The 19,577-nt window shown below is 72.8% G+C and carries 19 protein-coding genes; 10 read left to right on the top strand and 9 right to left on the bottom strand.

All coding sequences use genetic code 11. The annotated features are described in order from the left end of the window. Positions 1-250 precede the first annotated feature (250 nt). Entirely contained in the window at positions 251-1,249 is a 999-nt protein-coding gene (locus ACFFKU_RS15770) for a TauD/TfdA family dioxygenase (protein WP_380139397.1), read from the top strand. Positions 1,250-1,303: 54 nt separating this feature from the next. Here the strand turns inward: ACFFKU_RS15770 and ACFFKU_RS15775 are convergent, their stop codons facing one another. From ACFFKU_RS15775 to ACFFKU_RS15795, 5 genes are all read right to left on the bottom strand, one after another. Beyond that, positions 1,304-2,704, bottom strand: a complete 1,401-nt coding sequence (locus tag ACFFKU_RS15775) for an LGFP repeat-containing protein (protein WP_380139399.1) — start codon at positions 2,702-2,704, stop codon at positions 1,304-1,306. Next, positions 2,701-3,168 (bottom strand): hypothetical protein, encoded by a 468-nt coding sequence (locus ACFFKU_RS15780; RefSeq protein ID WP_380139401.1) that lies wholly within the window; start codon positions 3,166-3,168, stop codon positions 2,701-2,703. The genes ACFFKU_RS15775 and ACFFKU_RS15780 overlap by 4 nt, the downstream gene beginning before the upstream one ends. A gap of 22 nt (positions 3,169-3,190) precedes the next feature. Then, the gene (locus ACFFKU_RS15785) at positions 3,191-3,793 is read right to left on the bottom strand and encodes a hypothetical protein (RefSeq protein ID WP_380139403.1); all 603 of its coding nucleotides are present in this window, start codon (positions 3,791-3,793) and stop codon (positions 3,191-3,193) included. A 95-nt stretch (positions 3,794-3,888) separates the two neighbouring features. Then, complete coding sequence (locus ACFFKU_RS15790; RefSeq protein WP_380139405.1) at positions 3,889-4,653, bottom strand: TlpA family protein disulfide reductase; 765 nt, start codon at positions 4,651-4,653, stop codon at positions 3,889-3,891. Further along, positions 4,650-5,156 carry a MauE/DoxX family redox-associated membrane protein gene (locus tag ACFFKU_RS15795; RefSeq protein WP_380139471.1) on the bottom strand — a complete coding sequence of 169 codons (507 nt, stop codon included), beginning with the start codon at positions 5,154-5,156 and terminating at the stop codon, positions 4,650-4,652. The genes ACFFKU_RS15790 and ACFFKU_RS15795 overlap by 4 nt, the downstream gene beginning before the upstream one ends. Before the next feature lie 279 nt (positions 5,157-5,435). On the opposite strand from ACFFKU_RS15795, the gene ACFFKU_RS15800 reads away from it, so the two are divergent. Both ACFFKU_RS15800 and ACFFKU_RS15805 read left to right on the top strand, forming a co-directional pair. Then, the gene (locus ACFFKU_RS15800) at positions 5,436-6,287 is read left to right on the top strand and encodes a polysaccharide deacetylase family protein (RefSeq protein WP_380139407.1); all 852 of its coding nucleotides are present in this window, start codon (positions 5,436-5,438) and stop codon (positions 6,285-6,287) included. Then, complete coding sequence (locus tag ACFFKU_RS15805; RefSeq protein ID WP_380139409.1) at positions 6,284-7,255, top strand: glycosyltransferase family 2 protein; 972 nt, start codon at positions 6,284-6,286, stop codon at positions 7,253-7,255. Before ACFFKU_RS15800 ends, ACFFKU_RS15805 begins: the two co-directional genes overlap by 4 nt. Before the next feature lie 105 nt (positions 7,256-7,360). Here the strand turns inward: ACFFKU_RS15805 and ACFFKU_RS15810 are convergent, their stop codons facing one another. Genes ACFFKU_RS15810 through sdhC form a run of 4 tightly spaced genes read right to left on the bottom strand, consistent with a single transcriptional unit; the run spans position 7,361 to position 10,957 of the window. After that, positions 7,361-8,206, bottom strand: coding sequence for a succinate dehydrogenase iron-sulfur subunit (locus ACFFKU_RS15810; protein WP_380139410.1), 846 nt, complete (start codon positions 8,204-8,206; stop codon positions 7,361-7,363). Beyond that, complete coding sequence (locus ACFFKU_RS15815) at positions 8,206-10,041, bottom strand: FAD-binding protein (protein ID WP_380139412.1); 1,836 nt, start codon at positions 10,039-10,041, stop codon at positions 8,206-8,208. The genes ACFFKU_RS15810 and ACFFKU_RS15815 overlap by 1 nt, the downstream gene beginning before the upstream one ends. Before the next feature lie 18 nt (positions 10,042-10,059). Next, a complete protein-coding gene (locus ACFFKU_RS15820; protein ID WP_380139414.1) occupies positions 10,060-10,539 on the bottom strand; it encodes a succinate dehydrogenase hydrophobic membrane anchor subunit in 480 nt (159 codons plus the stop codon). 10 nt (positions 10,540-10,549) lie between these two features. Beyond that, on the bottom strand, positions 10,550-10,957 hold the full coding sequence (sdhC, locus tag ACFFKU_RS15825) for a succinate dehydrogenase, cytochrome b556 subunit (RefSeq protein WP_380139416.1): 408 nt from the start codon (positions 10,955-10,957) through the stop codon (positions 10,550-10,552). Between the two features lie 332 nt (positions 10,958-11,289). Between sdhC and ACFFKU_RS15830 the strand changes: the two genes are divergently transcribed. From ACFFKU_RS15830 to ACFFKU_RS15860, 7 genes are all read left to right on the top strand, one after another. Then, entirely contained in the window at positions 11,290-12,513 is a 1,224-nt protein-coding gene (locus ACFFKU_RS15830; protein ID WP_380139418.1) for a mannose-1-phosphate guanylyltransferase, read from the top strand. Between the two features lie 57 nt (positions 12,514-12,570). Next, a complete protein-coding gene (locus ACFFKU_RS15835; protein ID WP_380139419.1) occupies positions 12,571-13,791 on the top strand; it encodes an amidohydrolase in 1,221 nt (406 codons plus the stop codon). Positions 13,792-14,035: 244 nt separating this feature from the next. Then, entirely contained in the window at positions 14,036-15,112 is a 1,077-nt protein-coding gene (locus ACFFKU_RS15840; protein ID WP_380139421.1) for a BMP family lipoprotein, read from the top strand. A gap of 22 nt (positions 15,113-15,134) precedes the next feature. Beyond that, positions 15,135-16,676, top strand: a complete 1,542-nt coding sequence (locus tag ACFFKU_RS15845; protein ID WP_380139423.1) for an ABC transporter ATP-binding protein — start codon at positions 15,135-15,137, stop codon at positions 16,674-16,676. Then, on the top strand, positions 16,673-17,830 hold the full coding sequence (locus tag ACFFKU_RS15850) for an ABC transporter permease (RefSeq protein WP_380139425.1): 1,158 nt from the start codon (positions 16,673-16,675) through the stop codon (positions 17,828-17,830). Before ACFFKU_RS15845 ends, ACFFKU_RS15850 begins: the two co-directional genes overlap by 4 nt. Next, complete coding sequence (locus ACFFKU_RS15855) at positions 17,827-19,152, top strand: ABC transporter permease (RefSeq protein WP_380139427.1); 1,326 nt, start codon at positions 17,827-17,829, stop codon at positions 19,150-19,152. Before ACFFKU_RS15850 ends, ACFFKU_RS15855 begins: the two co-directional genes overlap by 4 nt. Continuing rightward, positions 19,149-19,577, top strand: coding sequence for a cytidine deaminase (locus tag ACFFKU_RS15860; protein WP_380139429.1), 429 nt, complete (start codon positions 19,149-19,151; stop codon positions 19,575-19,577). The genes ACFFKU_RS15855 and ACFFKU_RS15860 overlap by 4 nt, the downstream gene beginning before the upstream one ends.

Consider the following 19,577-nt stretch of genomic DNA (forward strand, 5'->3'; position numbering starts at 1 on the left):
AGTTCGATGCGGGGGCGCCGAAGAAGTTCGTGATCGACCCGCACGGGATGATCAAGCGCTGACCTCGCGATGATCGCGGGCCCCGTCCTCCACCGAGGGCGGGGCCCGCGACCGTTCAGGTCCGGCTGTCGAATCGAGCGGTCAGATTGTCGTCGGTCTGACCCCATCGGTGGGCAGACTGTCCATCGCGGGCCCGCTAACGTCGGTCTTGGCCCGTGATCGCGGGTCGAACCGGCTCCGGAGGTGCACCGTGCTCTCGTCCCCCTACCTGACCGCCACGAGCGCGGTGCCGTCGATCCTGAGCGTCGACGCCCCCACCCGCGCCGCGATCGCCGCCCTCGGTGAACGCCTGACCGCGAGCGCGGTCGAGGTCCCCGAGGACTTCTCCCGGCAGGCCCGGGTGCTGGCCCGCGAGCTGCCCGCCGAGGTGGTCGAGACCCTGTGGGCCTTCGAGCAGCACGGTTCCGACACCGGGGTCCTCGTCGTGCGCGGCCTCGAGGTGGGCGACCTGCCCGCCACCCCGACCGACAACCGCGCCGGCATCGGCTCGACCTCGCTGCTGGCCCGCCAGCAGGCGGTCCTGTCCCACGTGCTCGGCCAGATGATCGGCTACGCCGCCGAGGGTTCCGGGCACCTGCTGCAGGACATGGTCCCGAACCCGAAGCTCGCGGCGACCCAGCAGTCGCAGGGGTCGCGCGTGGAGCTGGAGGCGCACACCGAGCAGTGCTTCTCCGACCTGCGTCCCGACTACGTCGTCCTGGGCTGCCTGCGCGGGGACGCCGACGCCGCCACCTACGCCTTCCGGGCCCTGGACCTCACCGCGCACCTGGACGCCGAGGAGATGCTGGAGCTGTTCCGCCCGCTGTGGACGACGCTGGTCGACGAGTCCTTCGCGGAGTACCTCGACACCCGCGAGGTGCGCGGTCCGCTGTCGATCCTCTCCGGCGACCCGGACGACCCGACCATGCTGGTCGACCAGGACCTGATGCACGGCATCACCAAGCGGGCCCAGGCCCTCTTCGAGCGCGTCCTGGAGATCTACGTGGCCCACCGGCACGCGGTCGTCCTGCAGCCGGGCGACGTGCTGTTCCTGGACAACCTGCGGGCCATGCACGGCCGCTCGCCGTTCGCGCCGCGCTTCGACGGCACCGACCGGTTCATCACCCGCGGTTTCGTCTCCCGCGACGTGCGCCGCTCGCGGTTCGCCCGCCCCGGTGGCGGTCGGGTCGTGCAGGCCTCGTTCAGCTGACCGGCAGCCGACCGCGACGTCACCGCCGAGTGGCGAGGACGTGGGAGCGCGTCGTCACCGGAGCAGGTCCACCCGCCCGGTCGAGACGGTCAACCGCGCGGAGCCGCGCTGGAAGTCCTGGCGGACCCGGTCGTTCCCGTCCGGACGCGCCTCGCCGGAGGGGAACCCCAGGTTCCCCTCCGGCCCGCCCGCGTTCAGCCAGGCGAGGCGGATCGGTTCGGTGACGATGCGGGCGCCGGTGGCCGGCGACCAGTAGATCGAGCCGTTCTCGAACACGGAGAAGGCGCCGCCGGCGACCGGGGCCTCGTCGGTGGTCGGGAAGCCCAACGGTCCCGCCTCCCACCCGCTGCCCGCCCAGCGGTCGCGGATCGCGCCGCGCACGTGGTGGGCCGAGGTGGCGGGCGACCAGTAGATCGACCCGCGCTGGAAGTGGTTGTAGGCCCCGCGACCGTTCGGGGTCCGGGTCTCGCTGATCAGGGGGTAGCCGAGAACCCCCGTCTCCCAGCCCAGTTGGGCCCAGGCGTCGCGGATGAGGCCCTGCACGGCGTTGGCCCCGGTGTCGGGCGTCCAGTAGATCGACCCCCACTGGAAGTGGGTGAACCGACCGACGCCGTCGGGGGTGCGCCACTCGTCGGTGGTGGGGAACCCGAACGCGTTCTCCCAGCCGAGCTGGGCCCACCGGTCCCGGATCGCCCCCTGGACGGCGTGCGCGCCGGTCGTCCCCGAGAAGTAGATCGACCCGCCGTCGAAGTGCTGGTAGACGCCGGCGCGGTCGGCGGTCGGCCATTCCGGGGTCCGCTGCTCGCCGAGCGGGCCACCGGGGCCGCCGAGCTCGGTGTGCTTGCGGGCGATGGCCGTGCAGTCGGTGAGGCCGGGCGCGGAGTGGTTGTTGGTCCGCTGGTCGGTGGCCGACGTGCTCGTGCAGCCCCAGGTCGGGATCTGGTACGGCGGGGTGCAGGTGACCACGCGGCACCACACCGGCCCGGTGCACCGCACGTCCTGGTTGCACTGCCCGTAGCGGAACTCGTTGCAGCACACCTTGCGCTGGTCGCACTGCCCCGCCGGGCCGCACCCGCACGAGCAGTTGCGGCACCCCTCGCCGCAGAACCGCGACCGGCCGTCGCACCCGCACGAGCAGTAGCTGTGGCAGTCGATGTAGTACCGGGGTCCGCCGCAGCAGTAGCCCGACCCGTCGGACTTCCACCAGCCACCGACCAGGCTGCCCGGGGGGCAGCGGTTCACCCCGTTGTTCACGGTCGCGCAGAACACGGTGTACCCCGAGGAGCAGGTCGAGTCGATCCCGCACACCGCCGCGTAGGCGGACTGGGGTTTCAGCACGTACCCGAGCGGGGAGACGGCCACCGCGGACCCGACCACGGCACTGCGGGCCAGAAAACCCCGGCGCGAGGTCCGGGCGGCGAGCGCGGTCGAGAGACGTTCCAGCAGGGCGGTCATCCGTCGACTCCAGCCGTGAGGGTGAGGGTGGCGAGCAGCGGGGCGACCCGGTTCAGCAATCCGGCCCGCCGGGCCCAGGAACCCAGGACGACGTAGAGGCAGAACGCCCGACCGTCGACCTGGAAGAACCACTGACCCCCGCACTGCCCGGGGATGCTGCGCTGCAACCGGTTCGGGGCGAAGTCGGCCAGGGTCGGGCGGGGCAGGCCCCGGTCGGCGAACAACGGGGTGGAGCAGGCCTCCGGGTCGTGCTCGAACAGCGACACGAACACGTCGTCGGCACCGAGCAGGGCGGTGACCCCGCCGCCGAAGTCCCCGCGCACGGCGGGCAGCGGGATGGTGGCCGCGTGCAGCACCGGCCGTACGCGGGCGCCGCGGGCGTGGGGTTCGGCGGTGCGCCGGGTGATGCGCACCTCCCACCCCCCGGGCGGGTCGAGCTCGATGCCGTGCGCCTGGACCCTCACCGGTTCCGCCCTTCGTCGTCGCTCATACGAGGACCGTCCCCAGCACGAGGGCCCCCATCGCGGCGGTCCCCGCGCAGGTCGCCGCGGTCACCGTGCGGGCCGTGCCGGCCCGCCGCTGCAGCTGCCGGTGCAGGCGGGTGAGTCGTTCGGGGCGGTCGACCCGCCGCAGCATCAGCACCGGCAGGGCCCGCACCAGCCCGAACCCGGCGCCGAGCGCGGTCGCCGCCGCCACGTCGCGGGTCGCGAGCATCAGCAGCAGGGCCAGGTAGAGGACCGGCGAGGTCACGATCGTCACGACGCCCACCCCGAGCTGCGCGCCGTACCCGACGCCGTAGACCCAGCCGCGGTAGCGGCGCAGCCAGTGCTCGTCGACCTGCCGGCGCCAGGTGGGGGGTTGCGGCAGGCGCCCGGTCTCGACCGCGAGGCTCAGCCCCGCCGCGACGACGACGAGCCCGAGCAGGACGGACCCGGCCGTGGCGCCCGCCGGCAGCAGGGCGCCGAGCAGGCCGAGCAGGGCGCCGAGGACGGTGCCGCCGGCCAGGGAGCCGACGAGGTAGGCGCCGGCCGTGACCGACCAGCGGGAGGCGCGGCCCCGCTCACCGAGCGGGGTGATGCTGGAGAGCATCGACTCGCCTCAAGGCGACCAGGTCGCGCGCAGGGCCGCGACCACGGTCACCGGGATGCCCAGCAGCCCCAGGGCGAGCGCCGGATCCACGCCGCTCACCGATGCCGGTCGACGGGCGTCAGGGTGAGGCTCGGGTGCCCCGGGTCGATCCCGGCCGCCCGCAGCTCCGCGTCGACCCGGACGGGATCGTCCTGGTCGGTCCGGCCGGGGCCTCCCGGGCCTCCGGGGCCGGCGGAGGAGTCGCCCACCGCCTGGGTGACCAGCCGACGCACCTGCTCGAACCCGGTGGCGCTGCCCTCGCCGACGACCCGCCCGCCCGCCACCAGCACGAAGTAGGGCGAGCCGGGGACGTCGTAGGCCGCCCAGGTCGGGCTCGACATGACCACGTCGACCCCGGCGGGGGCCAGCGCGCGGACGGCGGTCACGCTCTCCCGGTCGCGACCCTGGGTGACGACGACCAGGCGCATCCCCGCGGGCAGGTCGAGGTCGGGTTCGCCGAACCGGTCCCAGAAGTCGCGGCAGGTCAGGCAACCGCTGGAGAGGAAGGCCACCAGGGTGGCCGGTCCCTGCTCCCGACCGAGGTCGAGCTGGACCCCGTCGCCGTGGGGGGTCTCCCCGCTGACCGGGGGAGCGGCGGAGGCCCGGCCGCCCGTCGCGGCCGCCGGACGCTGCACGCCCTCGCCGACGGTGAAGTCCGGGGCGCCCTCGCCGCGGCCGGGGGCGGTGTCCTCCCGTCCGGCCCCCAGCTCGTGCAGGGACCTGAGGATCTCGGCGTGGGAGCGCAGCAGGCCCAGGACCAGCAGCCCGAGCAGGGCCACCACCAGGGTCAGGCCGACGACGGCGACGATCAGCACGGTCATGAGCTGCTCCGGGTTCGCAGGCGGGGGAGGTCGACGAGGACGAGCAGCGCGAGACCGCTGCCGACGAGCGTGAGGAGGGCGAGGGTGAGGACGGCGGGCCCGGCGGCCAGCAACGGGCCGAGCCCTGCCCACCCGGTGGCCCACGCCGCAGCGGCGGAGGCGGCCAGCACCAGGGTCAGGCCGAGGTGGGCGCGGGTGAGCGGGACGTCGTCGCGCCCGAAGCACCCGCACCCCAGCGCCGTCCCCCCGGGCCGGGCCAGCCCCCGGGCGACGAAGGCCGAGAACCCGAGGTAGGCGACGGCGAGCAGCAGGACCGCCCCGGGCAGCGGAGCCAGGCAGGCGACGGCGAGGGCGATCTCGGCGGCCCCCAGCACCCGGACCCCGCCGGGCCCCACCGGGACGCCTTCGCGGCGCAGGGCGACCGCGGTCGGGCCGGGGCGGCGGATCTTGGCGATACCGGCGACGGCGAGCACCACGATCCCGACCAGCACCGGTACCGCCATCGGGGTCACGTCCTCCACACTCCGCGACGATCCCGGCCCGGTCAAGCGTTTCCGTCGGGACCCCCGGACAGCCCCCCGCCGCCGACGGTGCGTAGGTGGCGATTGCCCTCGGTAACTTCCGTGCGTCCGACCGGCGAAACTCCACCCGAACGCTCCAGAAAGCTCGGGAACCGGGCGGTCGGCGGTGGCGCCTCCGGCCTACTATCGACGGGCGTCGACGGGGGGTTCGACGTGTTCGGACGGAGGACCGCCTGGAGCGGCTCCGGGGTGGGGGATGAGATGGCAGGAACTGCGAGGACGGCGGGTCCGACGACGTCGGGGCCCGACCTGCTCGTCCGGCGCCGCGTGTTCAGCGACTTCGCCAACGGTGGCCGGGCCGTGGGGTCCGACGCGCTGCCCGCCCCCCTCGAACGGTTGCTGCGGCCCGTCACCACCATCGTCCGGGCCGAGGCCGGCGAGGCCGTGGCGGCGCTCACCTACGACGACGGTCCGGATCCGGAGCAGACCCCGCCCCTGCTGGACCTGCTGGCCGCCGACGGTCTGCGCTGCACCTTCTTCGTCCTGGTCGACCAGGCCGAGAAGCACCCGGGACTCGTGGCCCGGATGCTGGCCGAGGGCCACGAGGTCGCCCTGCACGGCATCGACCACTCCCGCCTCACCGAGGTCTCCACCGCGACGGCGGTCGCCCGCGTGCGCGAGGGACGCGAGCGCCTGCAGCAGCTGACCGGGACCCCGGTCCGGTTCTTCCGGCCGCCCTACGGGGCGCAGACCCTCGCGCAGGCCCGGGGTTTCCGTCGGCTGGGGCTCGAGATCGTGCTCTGGTCCGGATGGGCGAGCGACTGGGTCCACGACGAGGTTCCCGCCCTCGCGGCCCGGGTCGTGGCCCCGCTGCGCCCGGGAGCCGTGGTCCTGCTGCACGACCGGCGCGGCGACCCGGAGACCTCGCCCGCCGAGGAACTCCCGCGCTTCTCCCGGGCGGCCGTGCTGCGCGAGGCGCTGGCGCTGCTCGCCGGGCGGGGCGAGTCCTGGCGCTTCACCACGATGGGTTCGCTGCTGGCGGAGGCTCCGGCCGTCCGCTCGGTGTGGGGTGACCTGCCCGACCCGCGGGCCGTCCTCGGGGGCCGCCGGTGAACGGCGAGCCCGGCTCCGCGCCGCGGCACCGGGTCGAGGTGCAGTTCTCCGTCGTCATCGCCACCTACCAGGCGGCCGACACGCTGGTCGAGCAGTTCGCGGCGCTCGCCGCGCAGCGCACCACGTTCTCCTTCGAGGTCCTGGTCTGCGACAACGGGTCCACCGACGGCACCCGCGACCTCGTCGCGGCCTGGACCGGTCGGCTGCCGGGGCTGCGCTGGGTGGACGCCTCGGCGCGCCGGGGTGCGGGGGCGGCCCGCAACGTCGGCGCCGCGGAGGCGGCGGGGGAGTGGCTGGCCTTCTGCGACGCCGACGACGTCGTCGACCCGGACTGGTTGCAGGCGCTGGGGACCGCGCTGCTCACGGCCCCGGTCGTCGCCGGGCGGTTCGGGATGGAGGCGCTGAACGCGCCGTGGGCCCGCGAGGCGCGGGCGGCCGACCAGCAGGACGGGCTGCAGAACTCCCCGTTCCCGCCGTACCTCCCGCACGCGGGCGCGGGCAACATGGGTCTGCACAAGGCCGCGTTCGACGCGGTCTCGGGATTCGACCCGGAGGCCCTGTACCTGGAGGACACCGACCTCAGCTGGCGCCTGCAGCTCGCGGGCTACTCCCTGGTGTTCTGCGCCGAGGCCCTCGTCGAGATCCGGTTGCGCGCCTCGATGGGCCGGCTGTACCGGCAGGGGTACAACTACGGCGCGTCCGAGGCCTGGCTGCAGCAGCGGTACGCCGGCGTCGACGCCCACGTCGTGGAGCAGTCGGTGGACCCGGTCGCGGAGACGTCGACGACCTCCCCGTCCGGGGGTGAGCCGGGCGCGGTGACCATGCTGCGCAAACTGCTCGCGATCCGCGGACGGGGGACCTTCGGGCACTTCCTGTGGCAGCTCGGCTGGCACGTGGGGCACCGGCGCCCGCCCTACCCGCCGCCGACGCCGTTGCGCCTCAGCACCGGTGAGGTCGGCGCCCGCTGAGCTCCCCCCGGCCGCGCCCCAGAGGGACGAGACGCACGGACGAGGCCCCCGGTGCACGTGCACCGGGGGCCTCGTCGACGTTCGGGGGTCCCGCAGGACCGCCGCTCAGAGGGCGCGGGAGATGAGCGCCTGCTTGACCTCGGCGATCGCCTTGGTGACCTGGATCCCACGGGGGCAGGCCTCGGAGCAGTTGAAGGTGGTGCGGCAGCGCCACACCCCTTCCTTGTCGTTGAGGATCTCCAGGCGCAGGTCCGACCCGCTGTCGCGGCTGTCGAAGATGAACCGGTGCGCGTTCACGATGGCGGCCGGGCCGAAGTACTGGCCGTCGTTCCAGAACACCGGGCAGCTCGACGTGCACGCCGCGCACAGGATGCACTTGGTGGTGTCGTCGAAGACCTCGCGGTCGGCCTGGGACTGGATGCGTTCCCGGGTCGGCTCCGCACCCTTGGCGATGAGGAACGGCATGACCTCGCGGTAGGCCGCGAAGAAGGGCTCCATGTCGACCACGAGGTCCTTCTCGACCGGCAGACCCTTGATGGGCTCGACCGTGATCGGCTTGGACAGGTCCAGGTCCTTCAGCAGCACCTTGCAGGCCAGGCGGTTGCGCCCGTTGATGCGCATGGCGTCGGAACCGCAGACGCCGTGCGCGCAGGAGCGACGGAAGGTCAGCGAGCCGTCGGTCTCCCACTTCACCTTGTGCAGCGCGTCCAGCACCCGGTCGGTGCCGAACATGGTGAGGTGGTGCTCCTCCCAGCGCGCGTCCTCGTCCCGCTCGGGGTCGTAACGACGCACCTTGAGGGTGACCTCGAAGGAGGGGATCTCCCCGGCGGGGGCGGTCCCGGCCGCGTCGCGCGGCTGCGCCTTGTCCCCGACCTCGCTGGCCCGCTCGGCCGACTTGGCCGACCCGGCTTCGCCGTTGGTCTCCTCGGGGCTCTGTTCGGTGGTGCTCATCAGTACTTGCGCTCCATCGGCTGGTAGCGGGTCTGGACGACGGGCTTGAAGTCGATGCGGGTCCCGGTGGAACCGTCCGCCGCCGTCTCGCGGTACACCATCGTGTGGCGCATGTAGTTCACGTCGTCACGGTTGGGGTAGTCCTCGCGGAAGTGCCCGCCGCGGGACTCCTTGCGCTCCAGCGCGCCCACGACCATGACCTCGGCCAGGTCGAGGAGGAAGCCGAGCTCGAGGCCCTCCAGGAGGTCGACGTTGAACCGCTTGCCCTTGTCCTGGACCGCGACCGTCGCGTAGCGCTCCTTGAGCCGCTCGATGTCGGTGAGCGCCTGCTTCAGCGTCGCCTCCGTGCGGAACACCTGGGCGTTGGCGTCCATGGTGTCCTGCAGCTCCTTGCGGATCGCCGCGACGCGGTCGGTCGTCGCCGGCCGGTCGCGCAGGTTCTGCAGTGACGCCACGACACCGGCCTCGGCGTTCTCCGGCAGCGCGATCCACTCGGCGTGCTGGGCGTACTCGGCCGCGGCGATGCCCGCCCGACGACCGAACACGTTGATGTCCAGCAGCGAGTTGGTGCCCAGCCGGTTGGACCCGTGCACCGAGACGCAGGCGACCTCGCCGGCGGCGTAGAGGCCGGGGACGACGCGGTCGTTGTCCTGCAGCACCTCCGCCTCGACGTTGGTCGGGACCCCGCCCATGGCGTAGTGCGCGGTCGGGTAAACCGGCACCGGTTCGGTGTAGGGCTCGACCCCGAGGTAGGTGCGGGCGAACTCGGTGATGTCGGGGAGCTTGGCGTCGATGTGCGCGGGCTCCAGGTGGGTCAGGTCGAGCAGCACGTAGTCCTTGTGCGGACCGGCGCCGCGACCCTCGCGCACCTCGTTGGCCATCGACCGGGCGACGATGTCGCGCGGCGCGAGGTCCTTGATGGTGGGGGCGTAGCGCTCCATGAAGCGCTCGCCGTCGGCGTTGCGGAGGATCCCGCCCTCACCGCGGGCGGCCTCCGAGAGCAGGATGCCGAGCCCGGCCAGACCGGTCGGGTGGAACTGGAAGAACTCCATGTCCTCCAACGGGATCCCGCGCCGGTAGGCGATGCCCATGCCGTCACCGGTGAGGGTGTGGGCGTTGGAGGTGGTCTTGAAGACCTTGCCCGCCCCGCCGGTGGCCAGCACGACCGACTTGGCCTGGAAGACGTGGATCTCCCCGGTCGCCAGCTCGTAGGCGACGACCCCGGCCACACGCTGGTCACCCGGGGTGCCCTTGGTCGGCGGGGTCTTGAGCCCGGGCTGGTCGGCCAGGCCCTCGATCTCCGAGCCCGTCTTCGCCTCGGCCGTGGGGATGACCAGCAGGTCGAGCACGTAGAACTCGTTGAAGAACTCCACCTCGTGCTTGACGCACTGCTGGTAGAGGGTCTGCAGGATCATGTGCCCGGTGCGGTCGGCCGCGAAGCAGGACCGGCGCACGGGGGCCTTGCCGTGGTCGCGCGTGTGCCCGCCGAAGCGGCGCTGGTCGATGCGCCCCTCGGGCGTGCGGTTGAAGGGCAGGCCCATCTTCTCGAGGTCGAGGACCGCGTCGATGGCCTCCTTGCACATGACCTCGGCCGCGTCCTGGTCGACGAGGTAGTCGCCGCCCTTGACGGTGTCGAAGGTGTGCCACTCCCAGTTGTCCTCCTCGACGTTGGCGAGGGCGGCGCACATGCCGCCCTGGGCCGCGCCGGTGTGGGACCGGGTGGGGTAGAGCTTGGTGAGGACCGCCGTGCGGGCCCGCTGGCCCGACTCGAGAGCCGCGCGCATCCCGGCGCCGCCGGCGCCGACGATCACCACGTCGAACTGGTGCGTCTGCATGAGTTGCCTCCGGGTCGGTTACTGGGCGAAGCAGAAGGCGGGGGTGCCCTCGTACTCGGGGTAGGCGCAGGGGTCGAAGGTGAAGATCACCAGGGTGCCGACGACGATGACGATGACCGTGGCCAGGTACAGCGCGACCTTCAGCCAGAACCGCGTGCGGTCCTTCTCGGCGTAGTCGTTGATGATCGTGCGGACGCCGTTGGTGCCGTGCAGCTGCGCGAGCCACAGCATCAGCAGGTCCCAGACCTGCCAGAACGGGCTGGCCCACTTGCCGGCGACGAAGCCCCAGTCGACCTGGTGGATGCCGCCGCCCAGCATGAGGTTCACGAAGAGGTGGCCGAACACGAGGACGATCAGGGCCAGGCCCGACATCCGCATGAACAGCCAGCCGTAGAGCTCCCAGTTGGTCTGGTTGCCCTTGGACCGCTTGTACGGGGACCGCGGGGTCTCCAGGGCCGGGGCGTAGGAGCCGCCGGGGGTCTGCTCGGTAGCACTCATGTCGGCGGCCTCAGTGGGAGAAGACGATGGAGAGGTGGCGGACGAGGAAGGGCACCATCAGCACCGCCCAGACGACGACGACGCCGTAGAACAGCTTGCGCTGGTTCTGGGTCCCCTTGGACCAGAAGTCCACCAGGATGATCCGCACGCCGTTGAGGGCGTGGAAGAGGACCGCGCCGACCAGACCGGCCTCGCCGAGGCCCATCACGGGGTTCTTGTACTGGCCGATGACGCCGTCGTAGATCTCCGGCGACACGCGCACCGTCGCGGTGTCCAGCACGTGCACGAAGAGGAAGAAGAAGATGAGGACGCCGGAGATGCGGTGCATCACCCAGGACCACATGCCTTCGCGGCCCCGGTAGAGGGTGCCGACGATCTTGGTTCTGCCTTGCTGCGGTGGGGTGAGGCTCGTGGCCACCGGTGTCCCTCCCTGGTTCCGAGGCGAGAGCGGGCGGGCTCGCGCCACTGCGTCGTCGACCTGCTGGGCGACTCCTGCCCCGGAGGGGCCCGGTGAAGGCTCGTACGGGGAACGGCGTCGTTCTTCCACAGCATCGTAGGCGCGCTCCGGCCGCCCGCCCCGTGCGGGACCGCGCTCGCGGAGGAATTGTGATGAACGAGACACAGGCGGTGCACCGCAAAGGAAGCGCCGCCTTACCTTACCTGAGAGCGGGATGAACGTGGCCCGGCTCACGCCGCCTGGATGGGTGAAGCGGGGACGGTCGGGGTCGGCCCCTCGGTAGGTTCCCCCTCATGACGCAGGATCCGACCGAGACCCACGAGCCGACGGACGCGACCGGCCCGGGGCCCCGCCCGCACGACGCCCCGGGACTGCCGGTGTGGGGCGAGGAGGACCTGGAGGACGCGCAGATCGACCTCAGCGACTTCTACGCCGTCGTCCCCGCCGGGGGGGCCGGGACGCGGTTGTGGCCGCTGTCGCGCAGCAGCCGCCCGAAGTTCCTGCTCGACCTGACCGGCCGCGGCCGCACCCTGCTGCAGTCGACGTGGGACCGGTTGGAACCGCTGGCGACGGCCGAGCGGACGGTCGTGGTGACCGGGCACGCGCACGCCGACGGGGTGCGCGAGCAGCTCCCGCTGCTCAAGGCCGAGAACGTGCTGGCCGAGCCGAGCCGGCGCGACTCCGCCGCCGCGATCGGGCTGGCCGCGGCCGTCCTGCACCGGCGCGATCCCCACGCCGTGGTCGGCTCCTTCGCCGCCGACCACGTCATCAGCGGGCGCGACGACTTCGAGTCCTCCGTCGAGGAGGCCGTGGTCACCGCGCGGCGCGGCTTCGTCGTCACCATCGGCATCGCGCCGTCCCACCCGGCCACCGGCTTCGGCTACATCCGTCTCGGCAAGCGGCTGCGCCTGCAGGGCGCGCCCAACGCGCGACGGGTCGTGCAGTTCAAGGAGAAGCCCGACGCCCGGACGGCGTCGTCGTACCTGGCCACCGGGGACTACCGCTGGAACGGCGGCATGTTCGTGGCCCGCGCCGACGTGCTGCTGGAGCTGCTGTCCCGGCACGCCCCCGCCCTGCACGCCGGCATCGTCAAGATCGCCGACGCCTGGGACACCCCGCACCGCGAGGAGGTCCTGGCCGAGCAGTGGGCGGCCCTGCCGTCGATCGCCATCGACCACGCGGTGGCCGAGCCCGCGGCCGAGGAGGGGCGGGTCGCCGTCGTGCCGGCCACCTTCGGCTGGGACGACGTCGGGGACTTCTCCTCACTGGCCGAGCTGCTGCCCGCCGACGCCGACGAGCCGCGCATCCTCGGCGACGCCGGTCTGGTCGTCACCGAGGGGGTCGCCGGCGGGGTGGTCGTCCCGGCCAGCGGTCGCGTCGTCGCCCTGCTCGGCGTCGACGACATCGTGGTGGTGGACACCCCCGACGCGCTGCTGGTGACCACCCGCGCCCGTTCGCAGGAGGTCAAGAAGCTCGTGACCGCGTGCGAGAAGCTGGGGCGCGGCGAGGTCGTCTGACCCGCGGCTCGCCCTCCCGGGACCCGGAAGGCGTGCGGGAGTAGCGTGACCGGTCTCATGAAGCGACCCACCCTCGCCGAGCTGCTGCGCCCGCAGCTCGACCTCGTGATCGGGCTGCGCCGAAGCCTGCACGCCTATCCGGAGACGGCCCGCCAGGAGCACCGCAGCACCGCCGCGGTCTCGGAGCTGCTGAAGGCCGCCGGCCTGGAGGTGCAGCTGCTGCCGGGGACGGGGCTGATCGCCGACGTGGGGCCGGGCGAGCCGGTCGTGGGGCTGCGCGCCGACCTCGACGCGCTGCCGATGACCGAGCGCACGGGGCTGCCCTACGCCTCGCAGACGCCCGGGGTCATGCACGCCTGCGGGCACGACGTGCACACCGCCACCGTGGCCGGTGCCGGTCTGCTGCTGGCCGAGCTGCACGCCGCGGGCCGGTTGCCGCACGGGGTGCGCCTGCTGTTCCAGCCGGCCGAGGAGACGATGCCCGGCGGCGCCCTCGACGTGCTCGGGACGGGCGTCCTGGACGGGCTGCACGCCCTTTACGGCGTGCACTGCGACCCCTCCCTGGACGTCGGGCTGGTCGGGTTGAAGGCCGGTCCGATCACCTCGGCCTCGGACACCGTGACGGTGCTGCTCAACGGGACCGGCGGGCACACCTCGCGCCCGCACCTGGCCGGCGACCTCGTCTTCGCGCTCGGGCAGGTCGTGACCACCCTTCCCGCGGTCGTCGCCCGCCGGGTCGACCCCCGCGCCGGCGTGAACCTGACCTGGGGCGTCATCGCCGCGGGGGAGGCCCCGAACGCCGTGCCCTCGGAAGGGTTCATCTCGGGCACGTTGCGCTGCATGGAGACCGAGGCCTGGCAGCACGCCGGGGAGCTGGTGGAAAGCGTCGTCGCCGACATCGTCCGCCCCTACGCGGTGACCGCCGAGGTGACGATCGTGCGCGGGGTCCCGCCGGTCGACAACGACCCGCGCGCGACCAGCGTCCTGGAGGAGGCCGCCCGCGCCGAGCTCGGCCCCGCCTCGGTCACCCCCACCCGCCAGTCCCTCGGCGGGGAGGACTTCGGCTGGTACCTGCACCACCTGCCCGGCGCGATGGTCCGCCTCGGCACCCGGACCCCGGGGGGCAAGACCTACGACCTGCACCGCGTCGACTACGCCCCCGACGAGGCCTGCATCGAGCTCGGCACCCGGCTGCTGGCCGCGACCGCCGCCTCCCCGGCCGCCGACCTCGGCCCCGCCACCGGTGGGACCGGTCAGGTCACCCGCTACGGGCGCTGATCCGCCCGTCGTCGTCGCCGACGGTTCGTGGTCGACGGTTCGCTGTGTCCAGATCGTGACCATCGCGGTGGGCGAATCGTCCATCCGCCTGGCCTGGAGGACCCCCGGGGAGCCCGTACGATGGCGTCGCGTTCGACGATCTGCCCGAGATCCACCCGTGGTCTCCGGCGTGTCCCTGCAGTTTCGACAGCACCGCCACCACGGAGGAATCCCGACGATGTCGACCCGGCCGTCCACCCGTCTGATGTCCATCGCAGCCCTGGGCGCCGTCGGCGCCCTGCTGCTCGCCTCCTGCGGTGAGCGCCCGACCGACTCCGCCGGGGGCGGCAGCACCGGCGGCGGTGGGGGCGACGCCTTCAAGGCCTGCATGGTGCTCGACACCGGGGGCGTCGACGACCGCTCCTTCAACCAGTCCTCCTACGCCGGCTTCGAGGCCGCGAAGGCGAAGAACGACGCGATCGACATCTCCTACGTCGCAAGCTCCGACGACTCGGCCTACACGCCGAACCTCAACAGCTCGGTGCAGGCCGGTTGCGACACCATCGTGGGCGTCGGCGGCCTGATGGCCGACAACATCAAGGAGGTGGCGACCGCGAACCCCGAGCAGCAGTTCGCCGAGATCGACTCCTCCTCCTCGCTGCCCAACGTCTACGGCATGCAGTACAACACCGCCGAGGCCGGGTTCCTCGGTGGCTACCTGGCCGCCGGCATGACCAAGACCGGCGCCGTCGGCACCTGGGGCGGGCTGCCGATCCCGCCGGTGACGATCTTCATGGACGGTTTCTGGGAGGGCGTGCAGTACTACAACCAGCAGAAGGGCACCTCGGTGCGGGTCCTCGGCTGGGACGAGAACAACCCCCAGGGCGGCAGCTTCGCCAACAGCTTCCAGGACCAGGCCGCGGGTCGGCAGATCACCGAGACCCTGGCCAGCCAGGGCGCGGACATCATCATGCCGGTGGCCGGTCAGGCCGGGCTCGGCGCCGGGGCGGCGGCCGAGGCCGCAGGTGGCTCGCTGAACCTCATCTGGGTCGACACCGACGGGTGCGAGTCGGCCGCCGACTACTGCGACTACTTCATCTCCTCGGTCACCAAGAACCTCACCGCCGCGGTGGAGGAGTACGTGACCCAGGCCGCGAGCGGGACCTTCCCGACCGGTGGCTACGTCGGCACGCTGGCCAACGACGGGGTGGGCCTGGCCCCCTTCAACCGCTTCGACTCCAAGGTGCCCGCCGAGCTGAAGACCGAGCTGGACACGGTGAAGCAGGGGATCGTCGACGGCAGCATCACCATCACCTCCCCGAACGCCATCAGCGCTTCCTGACCCACCCGGGACGAGCGAACCCATGCAGCTCGAACTGCGCGGCATCACCAAGCGCTTCGGGGACTTCACCGCCAACGACGCGATCGACCTGACCGTCGAGCCGGGGGAGATCCATGCGCTGCTGGGGGAGAACGGGGCGGGCAAGAGCACGTTGATGAACGTGCTCTACGGCCTGTACACCCCCGACGAGGGCGAGATCCTCGTCGACGGCCGGCCCGTCTCGTTCAGCTCGCCCGCCGACGCGATGGCGGCGGGGATCGGCATGGTGCACCAGCACTTCATGCTCGTCCCCACCTTCACCGCCACCGAGAACATCGTCCTCGGGGCCGAACGGACCACCGGAGGGCTCCTCGACCGCCGCACCGCGCGGCGCCAGGTCCTGGAGACCTCCGAGCGGTTCGGCCTGCAGATCCCGCCGGACGCGCTCGTCGCCGACCTGCCCGTCGGCGTCCAGCAGCGCGTCGAGATCGTCAAGGCGTTGCTGCGCAAGGCGTCGGTCCTCGTCCTCGACGAGCCGACCGCCGTCCTCACCCCGGCCGAGACCGACGACCTCATGCGGGTCATGCGGGAACTGGCCGCGGCGGGGACCTCGATCGTCTTCATCACCCACAAGCTGCGGGAGGTGAAGGCGGTCGCCGACCGCATCACCGTCATCCGCCGCGGCAAGGTGGTCGGGCAGGCCGACCCGGGGGCGACGCCCGCCGAGCTGGCCGCGCTCATGGTCGGGCGCGACGTGCGCCTCGCGGTCGACAAGGCGGCGCCCGCGCCGGGGCGTGACGTCCTGCGCCTCGACGAGGTCCGGGTCGCCGACCCGGCCGGGACCCTGCTGCTCGACGACGTCTCACTCACCGTGCGGGCGGGGGAGATCCTTGGCGTCGCCGGCGTCGACGGCAACGGTCAGACCGAACTGGCCCGCAGCATCCTCGGACTGCTGCCGCCGACGTCGGGGCGCGTCCACCTCGACGGCGACGACATCACCGGCCTCGACGTCCACGACGTCCTGGCCCGCGGGGTCGGCTACGTCCCCGAGGACCGCGTGCACGACGGCCTCGTCGCCTCCTTCTCCATCGAGGAGAACCTCGTGCTCGACCTGCTCGCCGACGAGCGGTTCGTCCGCCGCGGCGTCCTGGACCGGGACGCGATGCAGCGCAACGCCGGAGAACGGGTCGAGGAGTTCGACATCCGGACCGGTTCCGCGGCGGCCGCGGTGTCGACCCTCTCCGGCGGCAACCAGCAGAAGGTCGTCCTCGCCCGGGAGCTGAGCCGACCGCTGAAACTCCTCGTCGTCGCCCAGCCGACCCGTGGCGTCGACGTCGGCAGCCAGGAGTTCGTCCACGCCCGTATCGTCCGCGAACGCGACGCCGGGGCCGCGGTCGTCCTCATCTCCACCGAGCTCGACGAGGTGCGGGCGCTCGCCGACCGGATCGTCGTGCTCTACCGGGGTCGGGTCGCGGGCGAGGTCGGACCCGACGCGACCCAGCAGGAACTCGGGCTCCTGATGTCCGGGGCGGGGACCGCGGCCCCCGGCCCGACCACCACCAGCGGTACGGAGGCAACGGCGTGAAGGCCAGGGACTGGCTGGTGACGGCGTTCGCCGTCGTCGGCGCGCTGCTCGTCGGCGCCGTCCTCATCTGCATCGGCGACACCGGTGTCCGCGACGCGGCGAAGTACTTCTTCGCCTACCCGTGGGACACGTTCGTCAACATCTGGTACGCGGTGAAGGAGGCCTACGTCGCCCTCCTGGAGGGGGCGGTGTTCCGGCCCGGGGCGACCGGGTGGGCCGCCCTCGGCCCGTTGTCGGAGACCCTCGTCAACGCCACCCCGCTGATCCTGGCCGGGCTCGCGGTGGGGCTGGCGTTCCGGGTCGGGTTGTTCAACATCGGGGCCCAGGGCCAGATCATCCTGGGCGCGACCACGGCCGCCTGGATCGGTTTCACCCTCGACCTCCCGGTCGTCCTGCACCTGCTGGTCGCGCTCCTCGGCGGGATCCTCGGCGGGGCCGCCTGGGGCGGGCTCGTCGGCTGGCTCAAGGCGCGGACCGGCGCCCACGAGGTCATCACCACGATCATGCTGAACTACGTCGCCATCAACCTGCTGACGTTCCTCCTCGGGGTGGAGGGTTTCCAGCGACCCCCGTTCGGGCAGGCCATCTCCGAGGTGGTCGACCCCTCGGCCCAGCTGCCCGCCCTGCTGGGCGGCGGGCTCCGCCTGCACGCCGGTCTGTTCCTGGCCGTGCTCGCCGCGGTCGCGGTGCACTGGCTGTTCACCCGCTCGACCCTCGGGTTCCGGATGCGGGCCGTCGGGGCGAACCCCGACGCCGCCCGCACCGCCGGGATGGACGTCGGTCGGCTGCAGGTCGTCACGATGGCCCTCGCCGGGGGGCTCGCCGGGCTGGCCGGGGCCGTGCAGGTCCTCGGGGTGACCAAGGCCGTCACCGGGAGCGTGGCCGGGACCATCGGTTTCGACGCCATCACCGTCGCCCTCCTGGGCCGCAACAACCCCTACGGCATCATCGCGGCCGGTCTGCTGTTCGGCGGCCTGCGCGCGGGGAGCGTGACCATGCAGAGCGAGACCGGGGTCCCCGTCGACCTCGTCGGCGTCCTCCAGGCCCTCATCGTGCTGTTCATCGCCGCCCCGGCCCTGGTGCGGTCGGTGTTCCGGCTCAAGGAGGGTGGTGCCGGGGTCGGCGCCCCCGCCGCGACCGGAGCCCTGCGATGAGCGCCGTCGGCCCGGCCCCCGCGCCGGACGAGGAACTGGTCAAGAACCCCGAGGTGGTGGCCGTCCGGCCGTCCGTGCGCAGCCGCCTCGTCGGCGGGATCCTGCTGCTCGTGGTCGGGGCGGTCACCGTCCTCGGGTGGGGACTCGGCTCCGGCGGTGGCGACGCGACGTTCCGGTTCGGGGGCGGCTCGGCCGTCGAGCTGCCCGACCTCACCGTCCCCGGCACCGCCACCCCGGTCCTGCTCGGCCTGCTCGTCGTCGCCCTCGGCGTCTGGCAGCTCGCGGTGGGCGTCCCGCGGCGCCGGCAACCCCTCGTCGTGGGGGTCGCCGCGTTCTGCTTCATCGTCGCGTTCCTCTGCTGGGCGATGTCCGGGGGTGGGCCCGGGGCTCCAGCGGCCTCCATCGACGCGGTCCGGCTGCTGCAGCTGACGATCTTCCTGGCGACCCCGCTGATCCTGGGGGCCATGGCCGGCGTCCTGGGTGAGCGCAGCGGCATCGTCAACGTCGCCATCGAGGGGCAGATGCTGACCGGCGCCTTCTTCGGCGCCCTGGTCGCGACGATGGCCGGTTCGCTCGGGATCGGCGTCGTCGGCGCCGTCCTCTCCGGCGCCGTCGTCGGTCTGCTGCTCGCGGTGTTCGCCATCAAGTACCGGATCAACCAGGTCATCCTGGGGGTCGTCCTCAACGCGGCCGCCCTGGGGTTCACCGGGTGGGCCTACAAGGCCCTCATGCAGACCGACACCGGGGCCTACAACTCCCCCGGGGTGCTGCAGCCGTTGCCCATCCCGTTGCTGGCCGACATCCCGGTGCTGGGGCCGCTGCTGTTCCGCGGCAACATCGTCGTGTACCTGATGTACGCGGTGATCATCGCCCTGCAGATCGTGCTGTTCCGCACCCGCTGGGGGCTGCGGACCCGGGCGGTGGGGGAGCACCCCAAGGCCGCGGCCACGGTCGGGATCCCCGTGCTCAAGGTGCGTTACGTCAACGTCGTCGTGGCCGGGGGGATGGCCGGACTCGCCGGGGCCTACCTGTCCATCGGCACCATCGGTCCCTTCACCGAGAACATGTCGGCCGGCAAGGGGTTCATCGCGCTGGCCGCGGTGATCTTCGGTCGGTGGAGCCCGGTCGGGGCGATGTTCGCGTCGCTGCTGTTCGGGTTCTTCGCCGCGCTGCAGACCTTCGTCGGGGTCCTGCCGACCCCGGTCGGGGTGCCCGGCTCGTTCCTGGCGATGCTGCCCTACCTGGCCACGATCCTCGCCGTCGCCGGATTCGTCGGCCGCTCCCGCGCCCCGCGCGCGGCCGGCGAACCGTACCCGGCATGAGCCCGGACCCGACCGTCCCGGGGGAGGCCGAGTTCGTCCGGCTCCGGGCCGCGGCCGCCGACGCGCTGCAGTTCGCCTACACCGAGTACTCCCACTTCCGGGTGGGGGCCGCGGCGCTCGTCGACGACGGCCGGATCGTGAGCGGCTGCAACGTCGAGAACGCCAGCTACGGCGTGACGCTGTGCGCCGAGTGCACGCTGGTCGGCCAGCTCCGGATGACCGGTGGCGGTCGCCTCGTGGCGTTCGCCTGCGTCGACGCGGTCGGGAACCTGCTGATGCCGTGCGGCCGGTGCCGCCAGCTCCTCTACGAGTTCGGGGGTCCCGACCTGCTGGTCGACACCCCCGACGGCATCCGCCCGATGAGCGCCGTCCTGCCCTGGGCGTTCGGCCCGCACGACCTCACCGACCCCGCCCGGAAGGCCTGA

Source organism: Kineococcus gynurae, assembly GCF_042433995.1.
GTDB classification, from domain to species: Bacteria; Actinomycetota; Actinomycetes; order Actinomycetales; family Kineococcaceae; genus Kineococcus; species Kineococcus gynurae.